At 50.3% G+C, this 25,723-nt stretch carries 31 protein-coding genes; 5 read left to right on the top strand and 26 right to left on the bottom strand.

Features of this window, described 5'->3' with window-relative positions:
* The first annotated feature begins 33 nt into the window (after window positions 1-33).
* From OMQ46_RS08475 to OMQ46_RS08465, 3 genes are all read left to right on the top strand, one after another.
* Window positions 34-903, top strand: coding sequence for a hypothetical protein (locus OMQ46_RS08475; protein ID WP_266236314.1), 870 nt, complete (start codon window positions 34-36; stop codon window positions 901-903).
* Between the two features lie 104 nt (window positions 904-1,007).
* A complete protein-coding gene (locus OMQ46_RS08470) occupies window positions 1,008-2,285 on the top strand; it encodes a transporter (RefSeq protein WP_266236313.1) in 1,278 nt (425 codons plus the stop codon).
* Between the two features lie 155 nt (window positions 2,286-2,440).
* The gene (locus OMQ46_RS08465) at window positions 2,441-3,217 is read left to right on the top strand and encodes a DUF2189 domain-containing protein (RefSeq protein ID WP_266236312.1); all 777 of its coding nucleotides are present in this window, start codon (window positions 2,441-2,443) and stop codon (window positions 3,215-3,217) included.
* A 51-nt stretch (window positions 3,218-3,268) separates the two neighbouring features.
* Here OMQ46_RS08465 and OMQ46_RS08460 read toward each other — a convergent pair whose 3' ends face one another.
* Window positions 3,269-3,673, bottom strand: a complete 405-nt coding sequence (locus OMQ46_RS08460; RefSeq protein WP_266236311.1) for a VOC family protein — start codon at window positions 3,671-3,673, stop codon at window positions 3,269-3,271.
* 8 nt (window positions 3,674-3,681) lie between these two features.
* Complete coding sequence (locus OMQ46_RS08455; protein WP_266236310.1) at window positions 3,682-4,254, bottom strand: nucleoside deaminase; 573 nt, start codon at window positions 4,252-4,254, stop codon at window positions 3,682-3,684.
* Between the two features lie 193 nt (window positions 4,255-4,447).
* On the opposite strand from OMQ46_RS08455, the gene OMQ46_RS08450 reads away from it, so the two are divergent.
* Window positions 4,448-4,789, top strand: coding sequence for a hypothetical protein (locus OMQ46_RS08450; protein ID WP_266236309.1), 342 nt, complete (start codon window positions 4,448-4,450; stop codon window positions 4,787-4,789).
* 26 nt (window positions 4,790-4,815) lie between these two features.
* Here OMQ46_RS08450 and OMQ46_RS08445 read toward each other — a convergent pair whose 3' ends face one another.
* The 8 genes from OMQ46_RS08445 to phnC form a co-directional block, all read right to left on the bottom strand.
* Entirely contained in the window at window positions 4,816-5,451 is a 636-nt protein-coding gene (locus OMQ46_RS08445) for an MBL fold metallo-hydrolase (RefSeq protein ID WP_266236308.1), read from the bottom strand.
* A 52-nt stretch (window positions 5,452-5,503) separates the two neighbouring features.
* Window positions 5,504-6,499 (bottom strand): hypothetical protein, encoded by a 996-nt coding sequence (locus OMQ46_RS08440; protein WP_266236307.1) that lies wholly within the window; start codon window positions 6,497-6,499, stop codon window positions 5,504-5,506.
* 375 nt (window positions 6,500-6,874) lie between these two features.
* Complete coding sequence (locus OMQ46_RS08435; protein WP_266236306.1) at window positions 6,875-7,471, bottom strand: ferric reductase-like transmembrane domain-containing protein; 597 nt, start codon at window positions 7,469-7,471, stop codon at window positions 6,875-6,877.
* A 97-nt stretch (window positions 7,472-7,568) separates the two neighbouring features.
* The gene (locus tag OMQ46_RS08430) at window positions 7,569-8,435 is read right to left on the bottom strand and encodes a LysR family transcriptional regulator (protein WP_266236305.1); all 867 of its coding nucleotides are present in this window, start codon (window positions 8,433-8,435) and stop codon (window positions 7,569-7,571) included.
* Window positions 8,429-9,436 carry a phosphonate dehydrogenase gene (locus OMQ46_RS08425; protein WP_266236304.1) on the bottom strand — a complete coding sequence of 336 codons (1,008 nt, stop codon included), beginning with the start codon at window positions 9,434-9,436 and terminating at the stop codon, window positions 8,429-8,431. Before OMQ46_RS08425 ends, OMQ46_RS08430 begins: the two co-directional genes overlap by 7 nt.
* 10 nt (window positions 9,437-9,446) lie before the next feature.
* The gene (gene phnE, locus OMQ46_RS08420) at window positions 9,447-10,223 is read right to left on the bottom strand and encodes a phosphonate ABC transporter, permease protein PhnE (protein ID WP_266236504.1); all 777 of its coding nucleotides are present in this window, start codon (window positions 10,221-10,223) and stop codon (window positions 9,447-9,449) included.
* 51 nt (window positions 10,224-10,274) lie between these two features.
* The gene (gene phnD / locus OMQ46_RS08415; protein ID WP_266236503.1) at window positions 10,275-11,123 is read right to left on the bottom strand and encodes a phosphate/phosphite/phosphonate ABC transporter substrate-binding protein; all 849 of its coding nucleotides are present in this window, start codon (window positions 11,121-11,123) and stop codon (window positions 10,275-10,277) included.
* Between the two features lie 21 nt (window positions 11,124-11,144).
* Entirely contained in the window at window positions 11,145-11,972 is an 828-nt protein-coding gene (phnC, locus tag OMQ46_RS08410) for a phosphonate ABC transporter ATP-binding protein (protein WP_416234838.1), read from the bottom strand.
* Window positions 11,973-12,206: 234 nt separating this feature from the next.
* Between phnC and bfr the strand changes: the two genes are divergently transcribed.
* Entirely contained in the window at window positions 12,207-12,686 is a 480-nt protein-coding gene (gene bfr / locus OMQ46_RS08405; RefSeq protein WP_266236303.1) for a bacterioferritin, read from the top strand.
* A 19-nt stretch (window positions 12,687-12,705) separates the two neighbouring features.
* Here bfr and OMQ46_RS08400 read toward each other — a convergent pair whose 3' ends face one another.
* From OMQ46_RS08400 to OMQ46_RS08325, 16 genes are all read right to left on the bottom strand, one after another.
* A complete protein-coding gene (locus OMQ46_RS08400) occupies window positions 12,706-13,092 on the bottom strand; it encodes a tautomerase family protein (RefSeq protein ID WP_266236302.1) in 387 nt (128 codons plus the stop codon).
* Between the two features lie 111 nt (window positions 13,093-13,203).
* Window positions 13,204-13,872: a hypothetical protein gene (locus OMQ46_RS08395; protein ID WP_266236301.1), complete on the bottom strand. Its 669-nt coding sequence runs from the start codon at window positions 13,870-13,872 to the stop codon at window positions 13,204-13,206.
* Between the two features lie 170 nt (window positions 13,873-14,042).
* Complete coding sequence (locus OMQ46_RS08390) at window positions 14,043-14,381, bottom strand: zinc ribbon domain-containing protein YjdM (RefSeq protein WP_266236300.1); 339 nt, start codon at window positions 14,379-14,381, stop codon at window positions 14,043-14,045.
* 411 nt (window positions 14,382-14,792) lie between these two features.
* Complete coding sequence (locus tag OMQ46_RS08385; RefSeq protein WP_266236299.1) at window positions 14,793-15,653, bottom strand: hypothetical protein; 861 nt, start codon at window positions 15,651-15,653, stop codon at window positions 14,793-14,795.
* Window positions 15,654-15,668: 15 nt separating this feature from the next.
* Entirely contained in the window at window positions 15,669-17,033 is a 1,365-nt protein-coding gene (gene glmU, locus OMQ46_RS08380) for a bifunctional UDP-N-acetylglucosamine diphosphorylase/glucosamine-1-phosphate N-acetyltransferase GlmU (RefSeq protein WP_266236298.1), read from the bottom strand.
* 97 nt (window positions 17,034-17,130) lie between these two features.
* Complete coding sequence (locus OMQ46_RS08375) at window positions 17,131-17,646, bottom strand: hypothetical protein (protein ID WP_266236297.1); 516 nt, start codon at window positions 17,644-17,646, stop codon at window positions 17,131-17,133.
* 199 nt (window positions 17,647-17,845) lie between these two features.
* Complete coding sequence (locus tag OMQ46_RS08370; RefSeq protein ID WP_266236296.1) at window positions 17,846-18,271, bottom strand: F0F1 ATP synthase subunit epsilon; 426 nt, start codon at window positions 18,269-18,271, stop codon at window positions 17,846-17,848.
* Between the two features lie 18 nt (window positions 18,272-18,289).
* Window positions 18,290-19,666, bottom strand: a complete 1,377-nt coding sequence (gene atpD, locus OMQ46_RS08365; protein WP_266236295.1) for a F0F1 ATP synthase subunit beta — start codon at window positions 19,664-19,666, stop codon at window positions 18,290-18,292.
* A gap of 26 nt (window positions 19,667-19,692) precedes the next feature.
* A complete protein-coding gene (atpG, locus tag OMQ46_RS08360; protein ID WP_266236294.1) occupies window positions 19,693-20,559 on the bottom strand; it encodes a F0F1 ATP synthase subunit gamma in 867 nt (288 codons plus the stop codon).
* A gap of 14 nt (window positions 20,560-20,573) precedes the next feature.
* A complete protein-coding gene (gene atpA / locus OMQ46_RS08355) occupies window positions 20,574-22,115 on the bottom strand; it encodes a F0F1 ATP synthase subunit alpha (RefSeq protein ID WP_266236293.1) in 1,542 nt (513 codons plus the stop codon).
* A gap of 25 nt (window positions 22,116-22,140) precedes the next feature.
* Window positions 22,141-22,674 carry a F0F1 ATP synthase subunit delta gene (locus OMQ46_RS08350; protein ID WP_266236292.1) on the bottom strand — a complete coding sequence of 178 codons (534 nt, stop codon included), beginning with the start codon at window positions 22,672-22,674 and terminating at the stop codon, window positions 22,141-22,143.
* 11 nt (window positions 22,675-22,685) lie between these two features.
* Window positions 22,686-23,156: a F0F1 ATP synthase subunit B gene (locus OMQ46_RS08345; protein ID WP_266236291.1), complete on the bottom strand. Its 471-nt coding sequence runs from the start codon at window positions 23,154-23,156 to the stop codon at window positions 22,686-22,688.
* Window positions 23,157-23,198: 42 nt separating this feature from the next.
* Entirely contained in the window at window positions 23,199-23,432 is a 234-nt protein-coding gene (gene atpE, locus OMQ46_RS08340) for a F0F1 ATP synthase subunit C (protein WP_007144166.1), read from the bottom strand.
* A gap of 56 nt (window positions 23,433-23,488) precedes the next feature.
* Window positions 23,489-24,388, bottom strand: a complete 900-nt coding sequence (atpB, locus tag OMQ46_RS08335) for a F0F1 ATP synthase subunit A (protein WP_266236290.1) — start codon at window positions 24,386-24,388, stop codon at window positions 23,489-23,491.
* A gap of 8 nt (window positions 24,389-24,396) precedes the next feature.
* Window positions 24,397-24,768, bottom strand: coding sequence for an ATP synthase subunit I (locus OMQ46_RS08330; RefSeq protein WP_266236289.1), 372 nt, complete (start codon window positions 24,766-24,768; stop codon window positions 24,397-24,399).
* Between the two features lie 86 nt (window positions 24,769-24,854).
* Window positions 24,855-25,715 carry a ParB/RepB/Spo0J family partition protein gene (locus tag OMQ46_RS08325; RefSeq protein WP_266236288.1) on the bottom strand — a complete coding sequence of 287 codons (861 nt, stop codon included), beginning with the start codon at window positions 25,713-25,715 and terminating at the stop codon, window positions 24,855-24,857.
* Window positions 25,716-25,723: the final 8 nt, after the last annotated feature.

Genomic DNA, 25,723 nt, shown 5'->3' with positions numbered 1-25,723 from the left:
AAAGGCTCGGCAATCAGTATGGAGAAAGGACAAATGAGAATCATGATAAGTACGGACGGCAAGGAGAGCTCTCCGCCAACCAGCCAGGAAGGCCTTCCCGCAACCCGGCGCTTTAAACCGAAAGCCGTCGCGTTATCCGCCGCCCTGATTTTCTGCATCACAGCGCCCCATCATGCCTATGCCGAACTCCCTGAAATGGGGGTTTTTGCTAACGCCCACGAGCTTTCAGATGATGTGCTGGGAGAAACGCGCGGTAAATTCGTATCAGGCGGCCAGATCATGACTTTTGGGGTGCAGATGATGACTGAATGGATTACCTCATCGGGTGAGGTGATCAATGCCAGCGGCAGACTCGCAATCAGTATGGGGCAGGGTCAGCCCAGAGTCAGTTTTGAACCCGTGATTAACGTTCACCAGGTACAGGTAAACCAGGTTGCAGTCTCTCAAGGCACCAATGTTGTCAGCGGCAGCAAAGGGCTCGATAGTGTGACGGGGGTGGTTCAGAGTATTCAGGTCGCGGGCAATGCGAATGGTATCGGTAATTCCATCGGTGTTTCTGTCAGGCGATACAACGGTGGTCATGGCGTTAACACATCGAATTCACCTGGAAACCTGAACGTAATTACACCTTCAGGTAATGCAGCCAGCGTCTCATTGGCTAACAATGGATTATCTGTTGCCGTCGACGTCGTTGACCAGGGTCAGGCACAGCAGGCGATTCGGAGCATCTCCCAGGGCAATGGACAGGTCATGCAGTCAGTCCGTCTGGGCGGCAGCCTGAATCAAATTCGCAACATGATTAACCTGGATATTCAGACCCGGATTGATCGAACAGGCCCGAATCTGAATCAGCAGCAGGTGCTATCGTCCCTGCGCCAGTTATCTCCCACACTGAATTTCTAGCATGGCTTAACTGATGATGAATAAGCACTCAAATCCGTCGATCAATAAACCCATACAAGCTGTTTGACAGCTATCGCAATGGGATAACCAGCCAGGAGCCTGTCATGACTGAGACATCATTTCCTCACCGCACCCTTAGCCTCTGTATCGGTCTGGCCCTGGCCTCACCGATACAGGCGGCTACCGATGAAGAAGTTGCGGCGTTGCAGCAGCAAGTTAAGGAAATACAGCATCGTTATGAACAACAAAATGCGGTGCTCAGAGCCATGGCGGTTAAGATACAACAGTTGGAGCAAGAGTCTAAGCCACGTTCGGTGAAGGTCGGCGGCAATACGCCACCTCAGCCTGGCACTTCCGCCGAACAGGGTGAGCCGCAAGCGACCACTCAGCAGGCGCAGACTGAAGGAGAGGTGGTCAAAGAAGCCCCGGCCTCACGCAGTGCCGAAGCGGTCTACCGCGAACAGCACACCCTGTTTGACCGCAAATTCACCATCGAACCCGGTCTGAGCTATTCACACTCAGACAGAAGAGACTTGTTCCTTAACGGTTTTCTCGCTCTGGATGCCATATTCCTCGGCGATTTGAGCCTGGACAGAATTAAGGCCGATACCTGGACCTTCGATCTTACCGGCCGTTACAGCTACAGTGATCGTCTGCAATTTGATGTCAATGTCCCCTACCTCTATCGTGATTCATCATTCTCAACAGTAGGGGCAGGCTTTGCTACCAACTCGGTTGCCGAAGACGATGTCTCAAACGGCGATCTGGGCGATATCAGCTTCGGTGCTTTCTACCGTCTGTTCCAGGAGCAGGGCTCACGACCTGATACTGTCGTCAGCTTACGCGTTAAAGCACCGACCGGTAAGGATCCCTACGGTATTAAATTCGTCACCGTCTCCGACAGTGGTGATAATCTGACCATACCGACGGAGTTGCCGACCGGTAATGGTGTCTGGTCTATCACGCCGGGCATCAGCTTTATCAAAACGACTGATCCGGCAATATTGTTCGCCAATCTGTCCTATACCTATCACTTTGAGCGTTCATTCAGTGATATCAGTACTGACCCGGAGACGCATACCAGCGCAGATGTTGATCTGGGTGACAGTTTTGCAATCGGCGCTGGTTTTGCTTTTGCACTCAATGAAAACCTCAGCGCAAGCATGTCTTATTCGCACCGTATTACCCGCGAAACCAGTATTAAACAACGGGGGCAGTCTGAAGTGAGCGTCAACGGCAGCGATGCCAGCGCCGGCCTGCTGAACTTCGGTCTCAGTTATGGCCTGGCCGATAACCTGACGATGTCGGCCAGTGTCGGTATTGGCATCACTCCGGATGCACCGGATGTCACTGTAAGCGTGCGCTTCCCCTATAACTTCTGATGATCGTCTCAGACAAAGCCGCCCTCTCTGATGAACCCGACTTTGTCTTATTATCAGTGAACATAGGCATCCACCCTTCTGTCTTATAGTTACAGGCTCTCGCATGTTACGGTGAAGTAACTGTTGAGCTCAAAAAAACGAACAGGAGGCGCAATATGGAGACTTACCTGCATCGTTCTCATCATGCCCATCTGGATTCACGCCGGGTGGGATTTTTCCGCCCTTTCCTCTGGCTGGCCAAAGGGGCCGGGGATCTGGGCAAATACCCAAAAATCAGCTTCGCTCATGGCTTGATAGTGGCGGCAGTGTTTTGGCTTGCCCTACTGGTCACCAGCATGCACGTTTATGCACTGGCCGCAGTGGTGTCCGGCTTTATGCTGATCGGCCCTATCATGGCGGCAGGCCTCTGTGAGATTTCCCGTCGCCTGGAGAACAAACAACCAGTCAGTTTTGATCAGTCTCTAAGCGGTCTGAGCCGAAACCAACCGGCATTGTTCCGCTTTGCCGGCTTTCTGCTGGGTTTCAGCCTGCTCTGGTTTGTCATCTCGGCGCTGGTATTAATGGCAACGCTCGGTGAAGTGGCACCGCCGCTGGACAGAACGATGTGGGGCGATTTCTTTGCCTTTGCATCGCCAATGCAATCAGCACTCTATCTGATTGTTGGCGGTCTGCTGGCAGCCATCGTTTTTGCCCTGTCGGTTGTTGCCATTCCGGCCATTATCGACAGCAATATTAAAGCACTGGATGCCGCTTTTATCAGTGTTCGAGTTGTGTCTGACAACCTGCTGACCATGATGCTTTGGGCCGGTCTGCTGGCCCTGTTTACCGGTGTCGGGATAGCCACTTTTATGATCGGCATGATTGTGATTTTCCCGTTGCTGGGTCATGCCAGCTGGCATGCCTACCGGGATCTGGTGAATAACACAGAATAATGGTGACAAAGCCCCGCTGCCCTGTTTCAGCGCATCGGGGCTTTAATCTCATCAGCTAAGATCCACAAAAGGGTTAAAGGCCACCTCCCAGTAATAGCCTTCCGGATCCTGAAAATAGCCGGAATAACCGCCCCAGAATACCTGCTGACCGGGTTTTATTAACCTGGCACCGGCGTTGACTGCCTGATCCAGCACGGCATCGACTGCCTCCGGGCTGCTGACATTGTGTGCCAGTGTGAAACTACCCTGACCTGTCATGGCTTCAGCGGGAATGCCAATATCTTCAGCCAGCGCTGTTTTGGGATATAAGCTCAGCCAGGTGCCTGCGAGTTCAAAAAAGCTCACGTCGGCACTGTCGAAATCAAATTGTGGTAGCTCAAGACCATCACGATAAAAAGCGGTTGCCGCCGTTAAATCTTCCACCCCAAGCGTAATTATGCTGATTTTCGCTTTCATATGAATAGTTACCCCTGCCGTGCATTGTAGAGTCTGCCACCTTGATTCATATAAGTCCGAAGCACAGCCGAAGCCTTATCCCGGTGCACGCCACTCAACACTTTTATCCCTCTGTCTTCCAGTGCCTGCCTCCAGTCATCCGGTTTTGGACCTTCATCAAAACCGATGGCACGGACGTCGGCATCAGTCGCACCCGATATCACCTGCCTCACCCCGGACCAGGGTATGGCACCGAAACACATGGCGCAGGGCTCACAGCTGGTTACCAGGCACAAATCCGGCTTTCCGGCCCCCAGGTCATAGCTGCCACGGCTTTGCTGAGCCATGGATAACGCGACCATTTCCGCATGGAGGATAGACAGATTCTTGGATGGCACCAGGTTGACACCGAGGGCCACCAGCTTGCCGCTATCAATCTCAAACACCCCAGCAGCAAATGGACCGCCGCTGTCATATTGGATATTCAGACGGGACAGATCGATAACAAAATCCATCTGAGTCTCAATATCCGTGGTGGTCTGATACGTCTGCTGATATCGCAGCACCCAATTGGGCAGTTCAAACTGGATCGACGTTTCCATCTTATCTCCACACAGGTTCAACATAGATGCGCTCACTCTAGCATGTTCGGCGCCATCAGGAAGGCCCCTGCTCCCGTGCATTAAGCGACACTTTTTTCATGTTTTACAAACTTTTACATTGCTTAACACAAACTTTCCCGGCACAGGATTAGTGTATTAATCGTGACCATTTGTGTAGAGCGAGGTAAACGCGATGCGACATCTCAACAAATCAAAAATCCTGGCCATCAGCCTGATGTCAGGTTTAATGCTGGCCCTTGCCGCCAATCCCGCCAAAGCCGGTGATCTCAGCATCGGTATTGGTCTCAATTTAGGCTACCCGGGTTATTACAACAGCTACTATCCCGACCGCTATGTGATTCATTACCGTGATTATGACCGGCATCACCATCATCACTATTATCATGACAGGAAAAATCACGACAAGCATTATCGCGGTCATACCAAACATCACTACCGTCATCATGACCGTCACTCATACCGGCATCATGACCGCTATGACAGAGACTACCGACATCATCGTTATTACCGGTAGGCAGACAGGGTGACACGGATGTCATCCTAAGTTTGCTGCTCCAGCAACCATTTCGCTATTGAAAGCTGTTCCAGCCAGTCGTCTCTGATTTCCCTGTAACCGGACTGTCCGGAAAAGGCACTGGAACAAACCACGTCGGGAGACACTGTCTCCAGTAAACCCAGACTCTGAATCAACTGCGCCCGGTCACTGAAAGGCAGTAAACCCGGCCTCAGTCCGGTATCACTCCAGTACAAAGTATCACCGGTGAAAAGCACTGTGCGGCCTTCATCTGCCTTGGCAAGAAAACAGCAACTGCCCGGCGTGTGACCCGGGGTCGGGATCACCTCCAAATCGTCCAACAGCCATTGCCGCTGTGTAAAAACGATATCCGGCTGACAAACCTCGGCAAATTCATCGTATTCTGCCTCATGACCACCAAGCTGGGCAGCGTACAACGCCCGGATTTGACCTATTGATGGCCCAACCTCATCGCGGTGACTGAGCAGTTGATAGCGCACACCGCCCTGACTTGCCATCTGCTCAATATCACTTTGCTGGCCGGTGTTATAAAACAACACATTGCCCGCTTCCCGCGTCCATAAATAGGCATGCGTGGTCAGGCCGGGAAACGGGTGCTCAACAGCGGTTTCCCAGAGATCGGACAGAATCTGTTTCATCATGCCCCTCCTTATGTCTGGAGCACGTGCTCAGTTTAACGGATTTTAATCACTGCTAAGCAACTTCCGGCAGACGACGCTGCCAGCCGTCTGGAAGCGCCTGTACCAGCACACGACGGGCCCTGTGCCAAAAGCCGGACAGCAATAGCAGAGACATACCAATGACCACCCCGACATAAGCAAAACTGTCACCGGCCAGGCCATAGGTATCAAGTAACTGGGTCAATGCCGCCAGCACATATATCAGGGAAGAAACCATAAAAGCGCGCCGGTCGATAACCAGCGAAATCACGGTCAATACCAGGTAAAGCAGTAACACGATGCCCAGATCCAGAGGAGTCTGATTACCTTCAAATATGCCGAGGTTGCTGAAAATCGGGTGCACTATCAGTGGGGCTGCCGTGAGGTGCAGCCAGAAAGCGACATCGGAACGACCACTGATACGTTTCGGATCTTTCGCATCCCACACCATGGCCAGCAGAAAGATAGCGATGCCGCCAACAAACATCAGACTATTCAGATGATCCCGCAGGGCAGGCAACATATAAATCAGGCCTGCCAGCACAAAAGCCACCGCCGCCGCGGCACCGGCAGCCACTGTGATGGGCACATGGAAACGGGTCCAGTGCAACCACGCTGCGATAGTCGCGCCCAAACCGGCCAGCATAAAGGCCTTTTCATCGGGAAATCCAAACAACAGCACAATCGCAGTAAACACATTGGCAACAAACGTGACCAGCAAGACAATGGCCGGCAGGGCCATTTTACGTTTGCGTACAAAAAACTCGGCCAGCCCCCAGGATAAAGCCGCGACCACAGCAGCTGACAGGGCCGCGCTGGTCCCCTGAATTACCCACCCCGCAGAGAGCAATAGCAACAGGCAGGCAATCACCACGAATATATCGTTAAAGCTGGTGATCAGCCGGAAGTCTTCCTCATCTGCAGCATGCGTGTTATCACGCTCAGCAATAAAGTCACGGAACTGCGCCACGGAAGGGCGACTGAAAATCCCTTTCTCGACCGCCTGCTCCAAATCATCATCGGTATACATACCCAGCCTCGCTTTTGATTCGCTTCATCATCGGGTTTTGCTGCCGTTAGGTCGGCCCGATGGATTGAGACAGCATACAGCTATGGATTCGCTTATCCCACCCACCTTTTCTGTAGAACGGCTTTACTCATACAACTGACTCCGGCTCTACTCCTGGTATTTTTATTTGTTGAGCTGATACTGCACAGTAGTTGCAGCAGCCTAATATTGACCTTATCCCACTGGGTGACACTATATGTGCGGTGTTCCCGACCGCACACTTCACGTCAGACTATGCTTCTTTATTCGCCAGTTTTCTAATGTTATCGAAATCAGTGAATTTGATGGCAAGGTCGCGACTTTCCCCGGCCCGATTTATACCCCCATCAATAAAAGCTAGTGAACCGAGCGCGCGGTTTTGAGGCTGGCTGCCAGTCTCAGTCCGAACGCCACCAGCAGCAGTAACACCAGGGGCAGATAATGTCCGTTTTGCAGTGTGCCCTTACCATAGGTTTCCAGAAAGATAAGCCAGACCAGGTACATGCCGGTGGTATGCAGACGATGCCAGTTTTTCGGACCGAGCCAGCGCCGTGGCGGATCAAAAGACGTGATCGTCATCGCCAGGATAAACACATAGGTCAGGCTGGCCAGTACAATCTCAAGCTGATTCAACTTCGCCAGTGAGTCCTGCGGGTAATGTATCATCAGCAGGATCAGAAACAGCAGATGCACAAAATGCGACAGGGCAAACGACAGCCCGATATAACGGCGGTTATCCAACAGGTATCTTGCCCAGCCGGATTTAAACAACCGGTACAGACTGGATGCGGTAAAGGCCAGCACGAAAAGGCAAACCGAAGTCCGTGCCGTTCCCCGCACCATGGCGCGAATGCCTTCTTCACTGAAGCCCAGCCAGACAAAGCTGCTGACTGACATCACGCTGATAACGATCAGCACGAGGCCGGTGATGCGCCATTGGGAGAGTGAAATCATGCTCGCTTCCTGCAGTAAGAGAGTTATGCCTGTTCTCTAGACTAGGCAGCGCGTGAAGGACTGTAAATACCCAACAAGTAGGAAGGACTCTGAAACTTTAAATACTGCTGTTGAGATGATTAATAAAATTCTGCTGGGACCGGTTAGGCTGATTACTCTCTCGCATTACTATCATCAAGGATTTGCTGAGAGCACCTTGAGCTACCGGCACAGCACAGAGTGAGCCTTGAGTGACCTCATCAATCACTGAAGATGCCGGGACTAGTGAAACGCCCATACCTGCTTTTACTGCCTGCTTAACGGCTTCGGTACTGCCAAGCTGCATTGATGTTCTGGGGACTTTCAAATGGCCGGTAAACTTTTCACTGAGGATTCGCCCTGTTCCAGTTCCTATCTCGCCGCCTATCAAACTGAAATGCTGGAGCTGCTCTAGGCTTATTTCCTTAAGTTTTCCCAGAGAGTTTTGAGGAGAGGTGATAAATACCAATGGCTCAACCTTCCATAACTTTGTAATAAAACCTGCCTCAGGTTGCCACCACTCCACAACAGCAATATCGAGCTCAAAGTTGACCATTTTCCTGACGATGTTTGGGTTATTATCAATCATCAACTCAATATGAGACGCTCCCTGCTTATCAAGGTAAGCGCTTATTGGCGGCTGCAGCATATATATGCCAATATTCGAGCTCGCCCCTACCCGGATAGAATCTTTTGCGATAGCTTCAATCGCCTGTTGATTCAGGTTCAGAATGGAGTCAATAAAAGGCATTAAACGCTTTGCGGCCTCAGTGGGATGACAAGCGGTTTTATTTCTGTTTATAAGCGCTACCCCCAGTTGTTGCTCCAACTTGGAAATATGAAGCGAGACGGTAGGCTGTGAAATTGAGAGTGTTTCTGCCGCCGCTTGAAAGCCCTTTTCAGCGATGACCGCTCTCAGCGTCTTTAACCATTGTGGATTCAACATAGTTCGGTCTGTGGTTCGACGACATTAATCGCATCTTGAGGGTGTTCACCATTCAATGCCTGGAGAATGTTCTCCGCCGCTCGCAGTTCTATTTGCAGTCGCACACGCTTCACTGCAGAACCAATATGCGCTGTGAATAGCGTGTTGGGTTGAGCTAATAGAGCGGGATCAATAGATTTGGGACGCTCACCAATCGCCCAGTCTTCCATTTCAAATACATCGGCTGCATACCCACCGAGCTGACCTGACTCCAGCATTTCCAGTACGGCCTGCTCGGAAATCACTGAGCCTCTACAGGGGTTTATGATATAAGCCCCCTGCTTCATGGTTCGCAACTTTTCGCTGTCTATCAGGTGGTAAGTCTCTTCATTCAGTGCCAATGCCAGAACGATCACGTCTGATTGTTTCAACAAATCATCAAGTTCAACAAATGAGACTGCGAGTGATTTTTCTTGATCTTCGGGCAGCCTGGACTGGTCAGTGTAAAGGAGCTCAGCCTCCCAACCAGTCAGTCTGGAAGCTATGGCTTTACCAATGGCTCCCATACCAATCACACCGATGGTGGCCCCCGCCACCCCCATGCCGTAGAAAATAGGTTGCCACCCTGAGAACTGGCCACTGCGAACATGGATATCGGCCGCCCGAACGTTACGCATTAGCCCAGTCATCAATGCGATAGTGAGTTCCGCGGTCGGGACCGTTAACAAATCCGGTACCACCGTAAACCAGACGCCATGTTCCTGGCAGGCCTGTACATCAAAATTGTCGTAACCTTTTAAAGCTGCACCTATCACCCTGAGATTGGGGCAAGCTTGAAGAAACGCTGCATCTACACTATCCGGCATGAACGCCATCATCGCATCAGCCTCCGAAACACGTTTCAACAACTCGGTATTGCTCAGAGAGGCTTCTGACTGGTTACTGATCACATCACAATGCTCAGACAAATAATCCAGCGTTTGCTGATGCACTTTATGCGTTATCACAAGCTTTGGTTTCATTATCTATCCTTTACTTAAAAGACTTGCGTAGATATCCGCTGAGGGCATCAACCAGAGTGACCATAACCAGAATAACGATCATGATGGCCATGACTTCCTGATATTGCATGATTCTGAGCGAGCCCATCAGTTCAAAGCCGATCCCGCCGGCTCCGACCATGCCCATCACTGTAGAAGCCCTGAAGTTGTATTCCCAGCGGTAGATGGAAATATCCACCATCTGTGACAGCACCTGTGGTAAAACGGCGTGATAAAGCACTTGCATACGACTTGCCCCACTCGCGACTGCAGCCTCTATGGGGGCTTCATCCACATGCTCTATGGCCTCAGCAAAAAACTTACCGACCATACCCACCGAGTGCAGTCCCAGCGCAAGTACGCCCGGCAAAGTGCCAAAGCCAACCGCTGCCACAAAAATAATGCCCATAATCAACTCGGGGACTGAGCGCAGTGTATTCAGCGTAATTCGCGCCAATTGATAAATAACCGCATGGGGTGTTGTGTTCCTGGCAGCAAGAAACGCGATGAATAATGAGAGAACCACGGCAATTGCAGTACCTGCAACACTCATTGCCAGCGTATCCAGCAAGGGCTTTAACCAGCTGGAAAAGTTTGTGAAATCGGGGGGGAATGACTCCCCCGCCAAAGTCACAATCGCCGGAACGCCATTGGCGAGCGTGTCCACATCAAGCAGGTTGACGTACCAGCAGGCAAGCAGAATCAACGCAAACAGGATTAGGCCATGCTTTACTTTTTGCAGCCAGGACTGCTGATATTGAGTCAGCATTTCCGAGTAGCTTTGCTGGCCGTTCAATGCAGAGTTATCACTCATTGTTTATCACATCTTCGCCAAGTCGAGTTTTAACAGGCTGCCCATTTCACGAATGACGTCATAATCTGCATCCGTTACGGCGGCAAACCCCTCTGCTTTAAAGTTCTTGAGCACTTCAGGGTCATCCAGATTAATAAATGCTGCTTTTATCTTTTGTTTAAGCTCATCATTCAGATCTGAACGCATAGCCCATGGGTACTGCGGATAATCCTTGCTGTAACCAACCACTTTGATATCAGCTTTATCAATCAGGCCTCTGCTCAACAGCGAGTTGAATATGACCTCAGACAGACCGCCGGCATCAGCATTGCCGTTTGCCACATTAACCGCGACGGCATCATGAGAACCCAGAAAATGTTCTTCATAGTCGGTTTTAGCGGTGAGACCCTTTTGCTGCAGAATAGACTTTGGAATCAGGTGACTTGATGTCGAAGCTCTGTCGCCGTAGGCCATTTTCTTACCATCAATATCCTCATAACTTTCAATACCCGCATCAGCATTGGCAATGACGACAGAGCGATACGTCGGCTTGCCATCTTTAACTAATGCCGCAAAAGGCTCGATTTCACTTTTGGTTTTTGCCAGTACATAAGACAAAGGGCCAAAATAGGCCATATCAATACGCCCAAAACGCATCGCCTCGATCATTGATGAATAATCGGTCGTCACAATCAGTTCGATATCTTTGCCCAACTTGTTCTCTAGGTATGACTTCAAAGGTTGATTGCGTTTGATAATTTGTGAGGCATTCTCATCCGGCAGTAAGGCCACTTTGAGCATGTCAGGATCGGCATCAGCAGCGATAGAGGTCGTTGCTGTCAGTAACATGCTCGCGGCAAGGGCAAGTTGTTTAATCAGTTTCATAATGGAACTCCATCAGGTTGAGGTTAGATTAACGAGCGGACGCGTCTCAAAGGCATCCTCTTGGTTATTGGAAAGTTCAGACTTTTTGCTGGCGTAAATTCGGGATAAATACGATTCATCGAGATGTGTGGGGTCGGCATCAAAAACAACCTCCGCATTTGCCAAGCCGATAATCCGATCGGCAAATTGACGGGCAAATTCCAATTGGTGCAACGAGACAACGGCAGTAATGCCGTCTTCTTCACAAATACGCTTCAGTAAATCGAGGATTTTTTGAGCTGTGGCTGGATCCAGACTGGCGATCGGCTCATCGGCCAGAATAATATCTGGCTGCTGGGCCAGAGCTCGGGCAATACCGACTCGCTGCTGCTGCCCCCCGGAAAGCTGGTCTACACGAGTCATCGCTTTATCTGCTAAGCCCACGCGTTCCAGGCATTGCAGTGCTATGTCCAGATCCGCTTTTGGTAAAGGCAGTAAACTACGGAAAAAACCATGGTTAGCCAATCGTCCTGTCAGCACATTCTGTAAAGCGGTCTGCCTGAGTATCAGTTGGTGCTGCTGGAAAACCATCGCCGTTTTCCGGCGATGTTGTCGCAAGCGCTTTTCAGAACTTAAATCCCCCTGGCTGGAGGAGATAACCCTGCCTGAAGTGGGTTTCACAAGATGGTTGAGAGCGCGTAACAACGAAGATTTACCGGCACCTGAAAGCCCCAGCAAAACCACAAACTCACCGTTGAAAAACGACAAGGTGGTGTCTTTCAGAGCCACGATACTATTGCTGTATCGGACCCCCAGGTTTTCAATCTTGAGAATGGGTGCTTTGTCTTCTTGTGCATGCATCAACATTACCTTTCTCTATTTATCGTGGTGATGTATTACGAATGTTGATTGCATGCTAAGCAGATCAAATGACGACTGAATGACAAGCAAATGACAGTTTTAAGTCAATTAGCGCAGATTGCTTGAAGTGGCTTTTACAAGTTTTGAGCTCTCAGTAGACGGCATGACATAATGCGAACAAAAGCGGTCTTAATCAGAGCTTCCGCGCCATGCAAAAAATAAGAGGTTATTCCCATGAAAGGTAGTCAGAAAGTTATTGATTTGCTCAACAACCTGCTCGCGGGGGAACTGACTGCAATGGACCAGTACTTCATTCACTCCAGAATGTATGAAGACTGGGGCCTGACCCGCCTCTACAACCGCATTGCCCACGAAATGCAGGACGAAACCGATCACGCCGACCAGATGATCAAACGCATCCTGTTTCTGGAAGGCATGCCCAACCTGGCGCATCGTGAACCGCTGAATGTCGGCCACACTGTAACCGAGATGCTGCAGAATGACCTTGATTTGGAGTATGCCGTCGTCGACAACCTGCGTAACGGCATCGCCCTGTGTGAAGAAGAAGGCGACTATGACACCCGCCAGTTGCTGCTAAAACAACTGGAGGACACCGAGCTGGATCATACCCACTGGCTGGAACAGCAGCTGGGTCTGATTAAGAAAATGGGACTGGAAAATTACCTGCAGGCGATGACACTGGCTGAAGCTTAATTAAGCTATCACCTAACTCTCAGACCTTAACCTTGTAGTTGAGGTCTTTAGCTTCATCCCCTGTCATGCCTCGAAATCCCCATTGATGAGGTTGCTGCTCCTTGATGGTGATTTCGACATCAACGGGTGCCAGAGAAAGCTGGCTTTCCAATTCTGAAAACAATGCCTTAATCAAAGCCTTCTGAGTCTCGGCTTTACGTCCCGCCATCATATTGATTTCAATCACGGTGTAAGCATCTGTTCTGCCACCAGGATAATAAAAGTCTTGCCTGTCGAGCGGTATGAAGCGATGCGCCCGCTTATCTTCCGGCATGCCCAGCACGTTTTGCATGCAACCATGAATCACATCCGAAAGCTGCGCTTTGATGGGGTTCAGTTTTTCTTTTATGCCATAAATAACAATCATCGGCTTTCTCTTCATTTATCCTTGATTAAGAACGCGTCCCTGATTAGCTTCCAAAAATCTGTTGTTGCTGTGCTCTGACAAACAAAGACAGAGGTCAGTGTTACTGACATGTCATGCCGACATCTCATCCCGTAACTTATTGTAAAACTGTCTATTTTTCTGGTACTGCTCAAATGACATCATATGACTGTTGTACTGATATTCGATGCTGTCGATGATCTGTTCAACCTTACCCGCGTAATCAAAGTCAGCGCTGGCATATGGATTTACCCAGTTGGGATCACCCGGTTCGCGCCCCAGGTTTGCAAGGCCAACGGCAAACACCATGTGGGTAGGCACATCGAGTATAGATTTTCCTTCGGTGGCTTTCTCCCAGGCCTTTTTGAAAGAAGCCGGCGCATTCTCTGGTGGAAATGCAAAGGAATGCGCTGCACCGGTTGTCAGTAAGCCGTCATTATTGAAGTCCCGCTGTGATCCTGGGGCCAGTAGCAGATTAGCGGCCCCCTCATTGGTTAACGTTCCAACTTGTATCGGTTGAGCCAGAGAATGTACTTTTCGGAGCACTTCCCGCTCAGAGGGAGATAAGTCTCTCAATGCTTGTTTAGCGTCAGCATGATTCGCTGTTTTTGCCAGGATCTGCTCAAACGTATTAATCTCGTCTGCTGAAACCTGTCTTCGCTGCATCAGCTCCAACGCTTTAGCAGAGAAATCGGCAACGTTTGCCGTGTTGACGGCAGAACTTGTCACTGGTTCTGCATAGTTAGTCCCGGTAATCGCCATTGTTGCTCCTTGCTGCTTCTGTTTTGTCTTACATCAGCAATCTCCATACCAGCTGGAGAAATGGCTATTTGAACAGTACAGCCGCCCCAGTGGCTGAGCTACAGACAGGATAAAATGACAGGATGTCGCAGTTTGGGCTGGAATAAAGCCGGTCCAAGCTAATTGGCTGATCAGGCTTTCTTTACAAACTCTGACTTCAGCTTCATCGCACCGATACCGTCGATCTTGCAATCGATATCATGATCGCCGCCCACCAGGCGGATATTTTTAACCTTGGTGCCAACTTTCACCACCGCGGATGCCCCTTTCACTTTCAGGTCTTTAATCACTGTCACCGTGTCGCCGTCTGCCAACACATTACCGTTGGAATCCAGCACTTTGTCTTCCGACTCTTCAGTTGGACTTTCCCCTGCCTGCCACTCATGGGCACACTCGGGGCAGATCAGCATCGCTTGATCCTGATAGGTATATTCAGAACCACAGTTGGGGCAGTTGGGGAGATCGCTCATTGATGTTCGCTGTTTTAGTTTGGAAGGGTGTTTATTGTAGCCGAGTCAGCCTTATTGAGCTTGATTGCTTGGCTGAGGCTACCTTATCCATCTGTTTCGTCTTGCTGGCGAGTCAGGGAAGAGGGAGCGCTTTTCGTCCCGTTTTATTGCCGCCAAAAATTGAGTTTGATTGATGGGAGAAGTGCTCGAGTGTTTGAGCGTAGCGACAAATTCATCGGGAATGAATTTGGACGCCGGAGGCGCCCGAAGGGTGAGCGACAGGGAAGTCGCGAATCAATTTTCGACCACGCCATCAAACAAGCTCAATTTTTGGATGAAGGCAATATCGGGTGCCTTTTTCTTTGGTTCGTTTCTTTTGGGCAAACAAAAGAAATGAACGCCCCGCGGCAGCGTGTGAAGTGAGAAAGTTATCTAACTCTTGGGGCTTTTAATAAAGCCTGAAAGCCAAGAAAGATAGTTTTCTGTTTCAGGCATTAAGCCTTGCTCTTCAGGTGAGGAAAAATCAGCATGCCGAATAGAGTAAGTTGATGGAATTAATTTTTCTTGATCTCTAAGTTTCTTCCCATAAACCTCAAGATCTTCGGCGATTGTCTTGCTAAAAAAGATGACATCATTGATGTAACTCATGATGCCATCAATTGCATCCGAGTATTCTTTTTGCCTGTCACCAGATGGCATCTCTAAACCAAAATAATAGTACGCAAACTTCTCACCACTCAACTGACTCACTCTGAATTGATCAATCAGAAGTCGTCTTTTGTTCATCATATTCTTGAGTCCAGAAAATGATGCTTCAAGAAAAGCAGCTGCGCTCAATGCTCTACTCTCAGTATCTACTGCATTAAATAGAGTATGGTTTAGTATTTGAATTGGAAAAGGTGGTGTATCAAAATCCTGCAAATCAGCTATGAAATGAAAAGTTTCACCTGAACTTAAACTATTGGTCTTTCGTTTTTCCTCAAAACCTTCAAACCTTTCTAAATCCGTCTTGAATTGATCGTAGATTGGTTTAATCAATTGTTTTTTTACCGTCAAGGCCATGTTAGCAGTTGTAAAAGCAGCCATTATTGCTGAATTCACATTTCTAAGCTCTGTTTCTAATGCTTCTTTCCGCTTACTTTTTAGAATAACTTTTTGAGCGGCTGTGGCACCGAAATAGGCACCCGCAGCTGATGCGAGTGAGGCTGCACCAAAACTTGAGTTCAAAAAACTCCATATGTGCACTGAAAAGAGTCTAACTATCCAGTCAAAAGCGGGCTGAGCAAATTCCATCTCGCTATCCTCTATCTACTTCTTCTTTACCGGCCTCTTCCACCCCTCAACCGTCTTCTGCTTAGAAACAGTCAAAGTTAGCGCATCACCCGGCGCGTCCTTCCGAATCGTAGACCCAGCTCCAATAGTCGCCCCATCCTCAACCGTCACAGGCGCAACCAGCTGCGTATCCGATCCCACAAACACCCGATCACCAATCACAGTACGGTGCTTATTGGCACCATCGTAATTGCAGGTAATGGTACCCGCCCCGATATTCACATCGGCGCCCATATCGGTATCACCGATATAACTGAGGTGATTGACCTTGGAACCCAGTCCAATATTGGCGTTTTTGACTTCAACAAAGTTACCGATCTTGGCCTTGGCTGCCAGCACAGAACCCGGACGCAGACGGGCATAAGGACCGACAGCACAGCCTGAACCCACTTCAGCATTTTCAATAATGCTGTTGGGCAGGATTTCAGCGCCTTCATGGATCACGCTGTTGATAATGATGCAGTTGGCACCGATCTGGACGTTATTAGCGATGGTGTTGCTGCCTTCAAAAATGACGTTGATATCGACGGTGATGTCCTGACCGGCATTGAGTTCACCGCGGATATCAACACGGGCCGGGTCGCGGAAAGTGACACCCGCCATCATCAGATCTGTCGCCCGTTTCTGCTGGTAGTAGCTTTCCAGTTCGGCCAGTTGAACGCGGTTATTAACACCGGCGACTTCCATTTCATCTTCACAGATAACCGAGTCAATTTCGATGCCCTGCTCAACGGCCTTGGCAATCAGGTCGGTGAGGTAATATTCGCTCTGGGCATTGTTGTTATCCAGCTGTGCCAGCGCTTCATCCAGCCATTTAGCTGGAATGCACATGATGCCGGTATTCACTTCATTGATGAGCTTTGTTTCCTCATCAGCATCTTTCTCTTCAGTGATGCGCAGCATCTTGTCATCAAAGTCACGCACGATGCGGCCATAACCGGTGGGGTTATCCAGCAGCGCGGTCAGGACTTTGAGGCTGTTTTTATCACCTTCATGGATCAGCGCTTCCAGCGTCTCGACTTCAATCATCGGTACATCACCGTAAAGCACCAGCACCTGATCCGATTTCTGGAAAAAGGCTTTGGCCTGCTCTACCGCGTGGCCGGTGCCTTTCTGTTCATGCTGCATTACGGTATTAATGCCCTGTGCTTCCAGATACGGCACGACTTCATCTGCGCCATTGCCACAGACGACAGCCAGTTCAGTAGGGTTGAGCAGTTTGGCGGTATCGACCACGTGTTGCAGTAAGGGCTTGCCTCCCAGGGTATGCATGACCTTGGGCTTGCTGGATTTCATGCGGGTGCCTTTACCGGCGGCGAGAATGATGATGGATAGTGACATAGGTGATTGGTGGTCTTAATTCAAAAAAGCATTCTAGCAGATTGCCTTTGTCGATCAGTAATTGAACCATTGAGGACATCGAGAAAGAATAAAACTGTCATTGCAATGAGCTTGCGACGAAGCAATCTATTTGAATCTGGGACTGGATTGCTTCGTCGTGCCTCCTCGCAATGACGTGCATGGCGTAGAGTTCAGTGAAATCAATTATCGTCCTACTCTTTGTCATCGCGAGGCTTTGCCGTGGCGATCCAGGCGCTGATTTACGCACTGGAAAGATTGCTTCGTCGTGCCTCCTCGCAATGACGTGTATCGCGTAGAGTTCGGTGAAATCAATTATCGTCCTGCGCTTTGTCATCGCGAGGCTTTGCCGCGGCGATCCAGTCCCGCATTGTGGCAATGCGAAGATTGCTTCGTCGTGCTTCCTCGAAATGACGTGTATCGCGTAGAGTTCGGTGAAATCAACTATCGTCCGGCGCTTTGTCATCGCGAGGCTTCTTCGTGGCGATCCAGGCTCTGATTTACGCACTGGAAAGATTGCTTCGTCGTTCCTCCTCGCAATGACGTGTATCGCGTAGAGTGCGGTGAAATCAATTATCGTCCGGCGCTTTGTCATCGCGAGGCTTTGCCGTGGCGATCCAGTCCCGGGTTGTGGCAATGGGAACATTGCTTCGTCGCAAGCTCCTCGCAATGACGTTAAATACCGACCAGCATTTTATTCTTCTCTGTGCCCTCTGTGCCTCTGTGGTTAATTCCTACGGGCAAAAAAAAAAGGCCGTCCGAAGACAGCCTTTTTTGTTTGGTGCGGCTTGGGATTAACGTCCCTTGCCTTTTCTGGCACGCTCAATAGCACGCAACTGCGCCATGGCTTCAACCAGCTCGCGTTGAGCTTCGGCAAAGTCACGTTTGTCAGTTTTGTCATGCAGCGCTTTTTCTGCTTCCTGTTTTGCTTGCAGGGCAGCCGCTTCATCGACATCCGCTGCACGCAGCGCAGTATCAGCCAGTACCGTCACGACGTGAGGCTGAACTTCCAGCATGCCGCTTGAGACATAAAACTGCTCTTCTTCACCGTTGTCTTTCAACACACGGACTTCGCCCGGCTTGAGCTTGGTCAACATTGGCGTGTGACGTGGGTAAATACCCACTTCACCTTCCACTGCTGAGGCAAATACTGCTTCCGCCAGACCTGAGAAGATCTCCTGTTCAGCGCTTACGATGTCGACATGAATAGTCATGGCCATGCTTTACCTCCCAGGGGATTAGAGCTTCTTGGCTTTCTCGACGGCTTCTTCGATGCTACCTACCATATAGAACGCTTGTTCCGGCAGAGAGTCATAGTCACCATTCAGGATGCCTTGGAAGCCAGCAATCGTGTCTTTCAGAGAAACGTATTTACCAGGGGCACCGGTAAAGACTTCTGCAACGAAGAACGGTTGTGACAGGAAGCGCTGAATCTTACGCGCACGGGATACAGTCAGTTTGTCTTCTTCAGACAGTTCGTCCATACCCAGGATCGCGATGATGTCTTTCAGCTCTTTATAACGTTGCAGGGTACCCTGAACGCCACGCGCCACATCATAGTGCTCGTTACCCACAACTAGTGGGTCCAGCTGACGTGAAGTCGAATCCAGCGGGTCAATCGCAGGATAGATACCCAGCTCGGCGATAGAACGTGACAGTACAACGGTCGCGTCCAAGTGAGCGAAGGTGGTCGCTGGAGACGGGTCAGTCAAGTCATCCGCAGGTACGTATACCGCTTGGATAGAAGTGATAGAACCGACTTTGGTTGAGGTGATACGTTCCTGCAGTACACCCATTTCTTCCGCCAGGGTCGGCTGGTAACCTACCGCTGATGGCATACGACCCAGCAGCGCTGATACTTCGGTACCGGCTAGGGTGTAACGATAGATGTTATCTACGAAGAACAGAACGTCACGACCTTCGTCACGGAAAAATTCGGCCATGGTCAGACCGGTCAGCGCCACACGCAGACGGTTACCAGGTGGCTCATTCATCTGACCGTAAACCAGCGATACCTTGTCGATAACGTTGGAGTCAGTCATTTCGTGGTAGAAGTCGTTACCTTCACGAGTACGTTCACCAACACCGGCGAATACAGAGTAACCACTGTGCTCGATCGCGATGTTACGGATCAGTTCCATCATGTTGACGGTTTTACCTACACCGGCACCACCGAACAGACCGACTTTACCACCCTTGGCGAACGGACAGACCAGGTCGATAACCTTGATACCGGTTTCCAGCAGTTCGTTACTGGCAGCCAGTTCATCAAAGCTCGGTGCTTTGCGGTGGATACCCCAACGCTCTTCTTCACCGATATCGCCTTTTTCGTCGATAGGGTTACCCAGGACGTCCATGATACGACCCAAAGTTTTTTGACCAACCGGTACGCTGATCGCTTTACCGGTGTTGGATACAGCCAGGTCACGTTTCAGACCATCGGAGGTACCCATGGCGATAGCACGAACCACGCCGTCACCCAGTTGCTGCTGAACTTCCAGCGTCAGACCAGTCTCTTCGACGGTCAGGGCGTCGTATACTTTTGGCAGGCTGTCGCGTGGAAACTCCACGTCAACGACCGCGCCGATAATTTGTACAATCTTTCCAGAGCTCATCTCGCTTCCTCTTAATATCTATTCAGTTATACCGCAGCGGCACCTGCAACAATCTCGGAGATCTCTTGCGTAATCGCAGCTTGTCGAGCTTTGTTGTAAACCAGTTGCAAGTCATCGATAAGGTCACCAGCGTTGTCGGTCGCGTTTTTCATCGCGATCATTCGAGAAGCCTGTTCGCAGGCAATATTCTCAACTACGCCCTGGTAAACCAGTGACTCGATGTAACGGACCAGCAGGTTGTCCAGTACTTCTTTGGCATCCGGTTCGTAAATGTAGTCCCAGTGATGAGACAGCTCTTCGCTCGGCTTTTCAGGCTTGGCAGGCAGCAAACGCAGGATTTTGTCTTCCTGTGTCATGGTATTCACGAATTCGTTGTATACCAGGTAGAGGCTGTCGATGCGTCCTTCGTTGTACGCATCCAGCATGACCTTGACCGTGCCGACCAGATCGTGAGCGCGGGGCGCATCACCAAGCTGGGCGGTTTGGCTGACCAGGTTGACCGGCAGTCTTTTGAAGAAGCTGGAAGCTTTCTGACCAATAGTGCAGACATCCACTTCCATACCCTTGTCCGATTTCGCTCTGATATCTTTCAGAACGGATTTGAACAGGTTGTTGTTCAGACCGCCACACAGTCCGCGATCAGATGAGATGATAATGTAACCCACGCGTTTGGTTTCTTCGCGATCCTGCAGGTACGGATGTTTGTACTCAGGATGCGCGAAGGCCAGATGCTGGATCACGTTATAAATCTTGTCTGAATAAGGACGTGTCGCTGCCATGCGATCTTGAGCCTTACGCATTTTACTCGCGGCAACCATCTCCATCGCAGAGGTGATCTTCTGCGTGTTTTTGATGCTGCCGATTTGAGTCCGTATCTCTTTACCGCTAGCCATGACTTATGCTCCGATTACCAGCTACCGGTTTTTTTAAAGCTCTCGATTGCTGTGCGCATCTGGCCAGCAATGTCGTCATTAAAGTCACCGGTGTCGTTAATTTTCGCCATCAGGTCAGCGTGGTTTGATTTCATGTTGGACAACAGGGCCGCTTCAAAAGAACCGACTTTGTCGACTTCAACATCATCAATGAAACCTTCATTCGCTGCGAACAGAGAAATCGCCATTTCAGCTACTGACAGAGGTTGATATTGCTTCTGCTTCATCAGCTCGGTAACACGTTGACCACGGTTGATCTGGGCACGTGTGGCTTCGTCCAGGTCAGAAGCAAACTGAGCAAAGGCTGCGAGTTCACGGTACTGAGCCAGGTCAAGACGAATACCGCCACCGAGTTTCTTGATGATCTTGGTCTGCGCTGAACCACCGACACGAGATACCGACAGACCCGCGTTAATCGCAGGACGGATACCTGAGTTGAACAGGTCAGTTTCCAGGAAGATCTGACCGTCAGTAATCGAGATTACGTTGGTCGGTACGAATGCAGATACGTCACCCGCCTGGGTTTCGATGATAGGCAGTGCAGTCAGAGAACCGGTTTTGCCTTTCACTTCACCGTTGGTGATTTTCTCAACGTAGTCGGCATTAACACGGGCCGCACGTTCCAGCAGACGAGAGTGGAGGTAGAAAACGTCACCAGGATAAGCTTCACGACCTGGTGGACGACGCAGCAGCAGAGATACCTGACGGTAAGCCCAGGCTTGTTTGGTCAGGTCATCATAGATGATCAGTGCGTCTTCACCTTTATCACGGAAGTATTCACCCATCGCGCAACCCGCGTATGGAGCGATGTACTGCAGTGCAGCAGAGTCAGAGGCAGAAGCCGCAACGATGATAGTGTGATCCAGGGCACCGTGTTCTTCCAGCTTACGAACCACGTTCGCAATAGAAGAAGCTTTCTGACCAATCGCGACGTAGATACATTTAACGCCGGTATTCTTCTGGTTGATGATAGCGTCGATCGCAATCGCGGTTTTACCGGTCTGGCGGTCACCGATGATCAACTCACGCTGGCCACGACCTACTGGAATCATCGCATCGATAGATTTCAGACCGGTCTGGATTGGCTGGTCGACTGATTGACGGGCGATAACGCCAGGAGCGACTTTCTCGATAGGAGAATTGCTTTCGGCTTTGATGTCGCCTTTACCGTCGATTGGGGCACCCAGTGAGTTAACAACACGACCCAGCATGGCTTCGCCAGTCGGGACTTCCAGGATACGACCGGTACATTTAACCTTGTCGCCTTCTGTAATGTGTTGGTAGTCACCCAGTATAACCGCACCGACAGAGTCGCGTTCCAGGTTAAGGGCCATACCGAATGTATTACCAGGGAATTCCAGCATTTCCCCTGACATGACATCGGCTAAGCCGTGAATACGGACGATACCGTCGGTGACACCGACTACGGTACCTTCTGTGCGCGCTTCAGTGGCCCCTTCAAAGCTTTCGATACGCTTTTTGATCAGGTCACTGATTTCTGCTGAATTCAGTTGCATCTCTGTTTCCTCTATAACGGGCCGCTTATGTAATAGCGTTGGCCAGTCTGTTCAGTTTACCCAAGGCAGAACCATCGATTACCAGGTCTCCTGCACGAATGATTGCACCGCCAAGCAGGCTTTCATCGATGCTGGTGTTGAGCGTGACATCACGACCCAGACGCTGTTTCAGCGCGGCAGAAATTTTGTCTGCCTGTTCCTGAGTCAGCTCACGCGCCGAAATCACATCGGCTGTCATCGATTTTTCTGCTTCTGCACGGAGTGCTTCGAAGAGAACGGTAATGTCTGTCAAAAGCAACAGACGGTTGTTTTCTGCCAGCAACAACAGGAAGTTTTTGGCATCGGCTGTCATCAGGTCACCGGCGATATCTGCCAGCACCTGAACAGCCTGCTCGTCACTTACTGCCGGGCTAGTGATTATGGATTGCATTTCTGGTTCGGCAACGCATTGCGCCAGAACCGCAAGCAGGTCAGACCACGCCTTCAACTCGCCTTTTTCCTGCGCGATCGCAAAGACCGCGTTGGCATAGGGACGAGCGATGGTTATTGCTTCTGCCATCCTAAATTCCTCTAGATTCGGCTAACCAATTCGTCGAGCAAATCGGTGTGGGCCTTTTCATCAATTTCACGGCCAAGAATTTTGCTGGCACCAGCCAGTGCAATACCGCCGACCTGAGCTTTCAGCTCGTCGCGGGCACGGTTTGCTTCCTGATCAATCTCTGCCTTGGCAGAGTTCAGGATTCGCTCACCTTCAACACGGGCATTGCTCTTGGACTCGTCCACAATTTCGTTACCACGCTTTTGCGCCTGAGAAACGATTTCGCTCGCTTGCTCTTTGGCTTCATGGATCACTTGTTGTGCACGCTTTTCCGCCAGTTCCTGCTCGTGACGACCACGTTCTGCAGCAGCCAGACCATCGGCAATTTTCTTTTTGCGCTCTTCCAGCGCTTGCATGATAGGTGGCCATACATATTTCATGCAGAAGGCGACGAAAACCGCGAAAGCGATAATCTGGCCTATGATGGTTGCATTGATATTCATGCCTGTACCTCTATGTTTACCGCAATGGGGGACGGAATAATATTAACCAGCCACCGCGAACAGTACGTACATAGCCAAACCAACTGCGATCATAGGTACCGCGTCAACCAGACCCGCAACCAGGAAGAATTGAGTACGCAGCATTGGAACCAGTTCAGGTTGACGAGCTGCAGCTTCCAGGAAACGACCGCCCAGCAGACCAACACCGATAGCCGCACCCAGTGCGCCCAGGCCGATCATCAGAGCACCAGCAATGTAAACTAAACCCATATCCATTTTTTTCTCCTACAAAAAGTAAAGACTAAAAATAAAAAGTTAAAACCCAACAAACATCAGTGATGTTCTTGATGTGCCATATCCAGATAAACCGTTGTCAGCACCATGAAGATGAATGCTTGCAGCGTGATAATCAGAATATGGAAAATCGCCCAGCCAATCTGCAACAGACCGGCAAAAGAACCCATAACCAGACCGGCACCATACATGGTCGCGATCAGGATAAAGACCATCTCACCGGCGTACATGTTACCGAACAGACGAAGGCCCAGTGAGAAAGGTTTTGAAAGCAGCGTGACGGTTTCCAGCACGGTGTTGATAGGCAGCGCCCATTTACCGAATGGTTGCAGCGTCAATTCGCCGATAAAGCCGCCCGTGCCTTTGATCTTGAAACTGTAGTACAGCATCAGCATGAACACGAAAATCGCCATACCGAGTGTCGCATTCGGATCGGTAGTCGGGACGATTTTGAAATAGACATGATGCGGATCAACACCGAAAATCGCGCCCGCAGACTGCATCACGATTTGTGGAATGACGTCGACCGGAATCAGGTCCATCAGGTTCATCAGGAAGACCCAGACAAAGATGGTCAGGGCTAAGGGAGCTACAAGGTTGTTTTTACCACCGGAGAAGGAACCTCTCACGGTGTCATCGATGAAGTCGATGATCATTTCTGCAAAATTTTGTGTGGCGGTGGGGATGCCGGCGGAGACTTTCTTGGCGACGCTGCGGAAGAACCACATCATCAGTGTACCCAGGAGAATAGACATAAACATGGTGTCGACGTTAATCGACCAGAATCCCATGTTAGCGGCTTCTCCCGAGGACATTGCAAAGCCCCATTCGCCTGTTGGTGCCCAGACACCGGGCTCAATTTCTGTTTGTTTCTGACCAAAGGTCAGATTCTGAAGGTGATGCTTGATGTATTCTGATGTAGTAATTTCACTAGCCATGTTCGGTTTCAAGCCCGGTTCGTATTTCCCAAAAACAACATCAGTTGTGTCAGCGTGAACGCCAGCAGCAGTGGCAGGGCCTCAAGCCCCAGTGCTCCCAGTCCGCCGGCAAACATCATTATCGTTACCAGCCATCGTTCAGCCACACATCTGTATGCGCTACTCAAATTTTTCTCGGCATCCGCGCGGGCCGTTATCACGGCGCGTTTGATATGCCATAACATCAGCAAGGTATTGAAAATCGCGATCAGCGCTCCATATATCGAAGCAAGGACCGGTTCAGTACCCCACCAGGCGGTAAAAACGGCGATAGCAATCAGCATCACAATTTGCCACGTTAAGACACGCTTTAGCGGCGCAGTTCTGGCCAACTGTTCCATTTTTACCTGTGGAAGTGGAATTTGCCTTAAGCAAATCAGGGCATTATAAAGACACCGCGCGGAGGCGGTCAATGAAATTCTCGTCTTTACTTGATGCGTTTGATGAGTTTTTTCAATTCATCCACATTGCGATAGTTAATGACCAGTCTGCCTTTGCCGCTGGCGTTGTGTTTGATACTGAAAGCGGAGTCCAGTTTCTGCTTGATACTGTCTTCCAACTGCTGAATCTCTTCCAGGTCGTCTTGCGACTGTTTTTGCGCCGGTTTTTTCGGATTCTGCACCCGACGGATTAGTTGTTCAGCCTCTCTGACCGACAGCCCTTTTTCAACAATCTGTCCGGCCACTTCACTCTGAAGTTCAGCTTCCAGCGCCAGCAAGGCACGGGCATGACCCATTTCCAGATCGCAATTCTCTACCAGTTTTTTGACATCTTCATTAAGGTTTCGCAGCCGCAAAAGATTGGTGACTGCGGTGCGGGATTTGCCCACGGCTTCCGCAGCCTGCTGATGCGTCATCTCGAATTCTTCACGCAGACGGAACAAGGCATTGGCTTCTTCCATCGGGTTCAGATTTTCACGCTGGATGTTTTCAATCAGCGCCATCGCGATCGCACTGCGATCGGAGACGTCGCGCACCAGCACCGGCACTTCCACCAGCCCTGCCATGCGGGAGGCACGCCAACGACGCTCACCAGCGACAATCTCATATTTATCATCGCCAATGGGGCGGACCACAATCGGCTGTACCAGTCCCTGGGCACGGATAGAGTCGGCCAGCTCTTCCAGTGACTCCTGAGACATATCGACACGAGGCTGATATTTACCGGGCTGAATCATATCCAGAGGAAAATGCTGCAGACTATCATCCAGGCTCGCTTTTTCTTCCTGGTTTACATCTGCCAGCAGCGCGTCCAGCCCTCTGCCCAGTCCTCGTTTCTTTGTCGCCATGCCTATAC

The organism is Methylophaga sp. OBS1, from assembly GCF_026319365.1.
Note: the sequence above shows the minus strand (reverse complement) of the source record. Positions and strands in the feature narration are given on the sequence as shown.

Excerpts from the sequence above, each read along its gene's own strand:
- phnE (WP_266236504.1), bottom strand. The coding sequence starts at position 10,223 with ATGCTGACTCAATATCAGCAGTCCTGGCTGCAAAAAGTAAAGCATGGC.
- OMQ46_RS08325 (WP_266236288.1), bottom strand. The coding sequence starts at position 25,715 with ATGGCGACAAAGAAACGAGGACTGGGCAGAGGGCTGGACGCGCTGCTG.
- OMQ46_RS08455 (WP_266236310.1), bottom strand. The coding sequence starts at position 4,254 with ATGGAAACGTCGATCCAGTTTGAACTGCCCAATTGGGTGCTGCGATAT.
- OMQ46_RS08350 (WP_266236292.1), bottom strand. The coding sequence starts at position 22,674 with ATGGCAGAAGCAATAACCATCGCTCGTCCCTATGCCAACGCGGTCTTT.
- OMQ46_RS08460 (WP_266236311.1), bottom strand. The coding sequence starts at position 3,673 with ATGAAAGCGAAAATCAGCATAATTACGCTTGGGGTGGAAGATTTAACG.
- phnC (WP_416234838.1), bottom strand. The coding sequence starts at position 11,972 with ATGCATGCACAAGAAGACAAAGCACCCATTCTCAAGATTGAAAACCTG.
- atpG (WP_266236294.1), bottom strand. The coding sequence starts at position 20,559 with ATGGCTAGCGGTAAAGAGATACGGACTCAAATCGGCAGCATCAAAAAC.
- OMQ46_RS08450 (WP_266236309.1), top strand. The coding sequence starts at position 4,448 with ATGCGACATCTCAACAAATCAAAAATCCTGGCCATCAGCCTGATGTCA.
- OMQ46_RS08400 (WP_266236302.1), bottom strand. The coding sequence starts at position 13,092 with ATGATTGTTATTTATGGCATAAAAGAAAAACTGAACCCCATCAAAGCG.
- OMQ46_RS08370 (WP_266236296.1), bottom strand. The coding sequence starts at position 18,271 with ATGGCCATGACTATTCATGTCGACATCGTAAGCGCTGAACAGGAGATC.
- OMQ46_RS08395 (WP_266236301.1), bottom strand. The coding sequence starts at position 13,872 with ATGGCGATTACCGGGACTAACTATGCAGAACCAGTGACAAGTTCTGCC.
- OMQ46_RS08470 (WP_266236313.1), top strand. The coding sequence starts at position 1,008 with ATGACTGAGACATCATTTCCTCACCGCACCCTTAGCCTCTGTATCGGT.
- OMQ46_RS08425 (WP_266236304.1), bottom strand. The coding sequence starts at position 9,436 with ATGAAACCAAAGCTTGTGATAACGCATAAAGTGCATCAGCAAACGCTG.
- OMQ46_RS08330 (WP_266236289.1), bottom strand. The coding sequence starts at position 24,768 with ATGGAACAGTTGGCCAGAACTGCGCCGCTAAAGCGTGTCTTAACGTGG.
- atpB (WP_266236290.1), bottom strand. The coding sequence starts at position 24,388 with ATGGCTAGTGAAATTACTACATCAGAATACATCAAGCATCACCTTCAG.
- OMQ46_RS08475 (WP_266236314.1), top strand. The coding sequence starts at position 34 with ATGAGAATCATGATAAGTACGGACGGCAAGGAGAGCTCTCCGCCAACC.
- OMQ46_RS08390 (WP_266236300.1), bottom strand. The coding sequence starts at position 14,381 with ATGAGCGATCTCCCCAACTGCCCCAACTGTGGTTCTGAATATACCTAT.
- atpA (WP_266236293.1), bottom strand. The coding sequence starts at position 22,115 with ATGCAACTGAATTCAGCAGAAATCAGTGACCTGATCAAAAAGCGTATC.
- bfr (WP_266236303.1), top strand. The coding sequence starts at position 12,207 with ATGAAAGGTAGTCAGAAAGTTATTGATTTGCTCAACAACCTGCTCGCG.
- atpE (WP_007144166.1), bottom strand. The coding sequence starts at position 23,432 with ATGGATATGGGTTTAGTTTACATTGCTGGTGCTCTGATGATCGGCCTG.
- atpD (WP_266236295.1), bottom strand. The coding sequence starts at position 19,666 with ATGAGCTCTGGAAAGATTGTACAAATTATCGGCGCGGTCGTTGACGTG.
- OMQ46_RS08430 (WP_266236305.1), bottom strand. The coding sequence starts at position 8,435 with ATGTTGAATCCACAATGGTTAAAGACGCTGAGAGCGGTCATCGCTGAA.
- OMQ46_RS08435 (WP_266236306.1), bottom strand. The coding sequence starts at position 7,471 with ATGATTTCACTCTCCCAATGGCGCATCACCGGCCTCGTGCTGATCGTT.
- OMQ46_RS08375 (WP_266236297.1), bottom strand. The coding sequence starts at position 17,646 with ATGACAAAGCGCCGGACGATAATTGATTTCACCGCACTCTACGCGATA.
- OMQ46_RS08345 (WP_266236291.1), bottom strand. The coding sequence starts at position 23,156 with ATGAATATCAATGCAACCATCATAGGCCAGATTATCGCTTTCGCGGTT.
- OMQ46_RS08385 (WP_266236299.1), bottom strand. The coding sequence starts at position 15,653 with ATGGAATTTGCTCAGCCCGCTTTTGACTGGATAGTTAGACTCTTTTCA.
- OMQ46_RS08465 (WP_266236312.1), top strand. The coding sequence starts at position 2,441 with ATGGAGACTTACCTGCATCGTTCTCATCATGCCCATCTGGATTCACGC.
- OMQ46_RS08440 (WP_266236307.1), bottom strand. The coding sequence starts at position 6,499 with ATGTATACCGATGATGATTTGGAGCAGGCGGTCGAGAAAGGGATTTTC.
- glmU (WP_266236298.1), bottom strand. The coding sequence starts at position 17,033 with ATGTCACTATCCATCATCATTCTCGCCGCCGGTAAAGGCACCCGCATG.
- OMQ46_RS08445 (WP_266236308.1), bottom strand. The coding sequence starts at position 5,451 with ATGATGAAACAGATTCTGTCCGATCTCTGGGAAACCGCTGTTGAGCAC.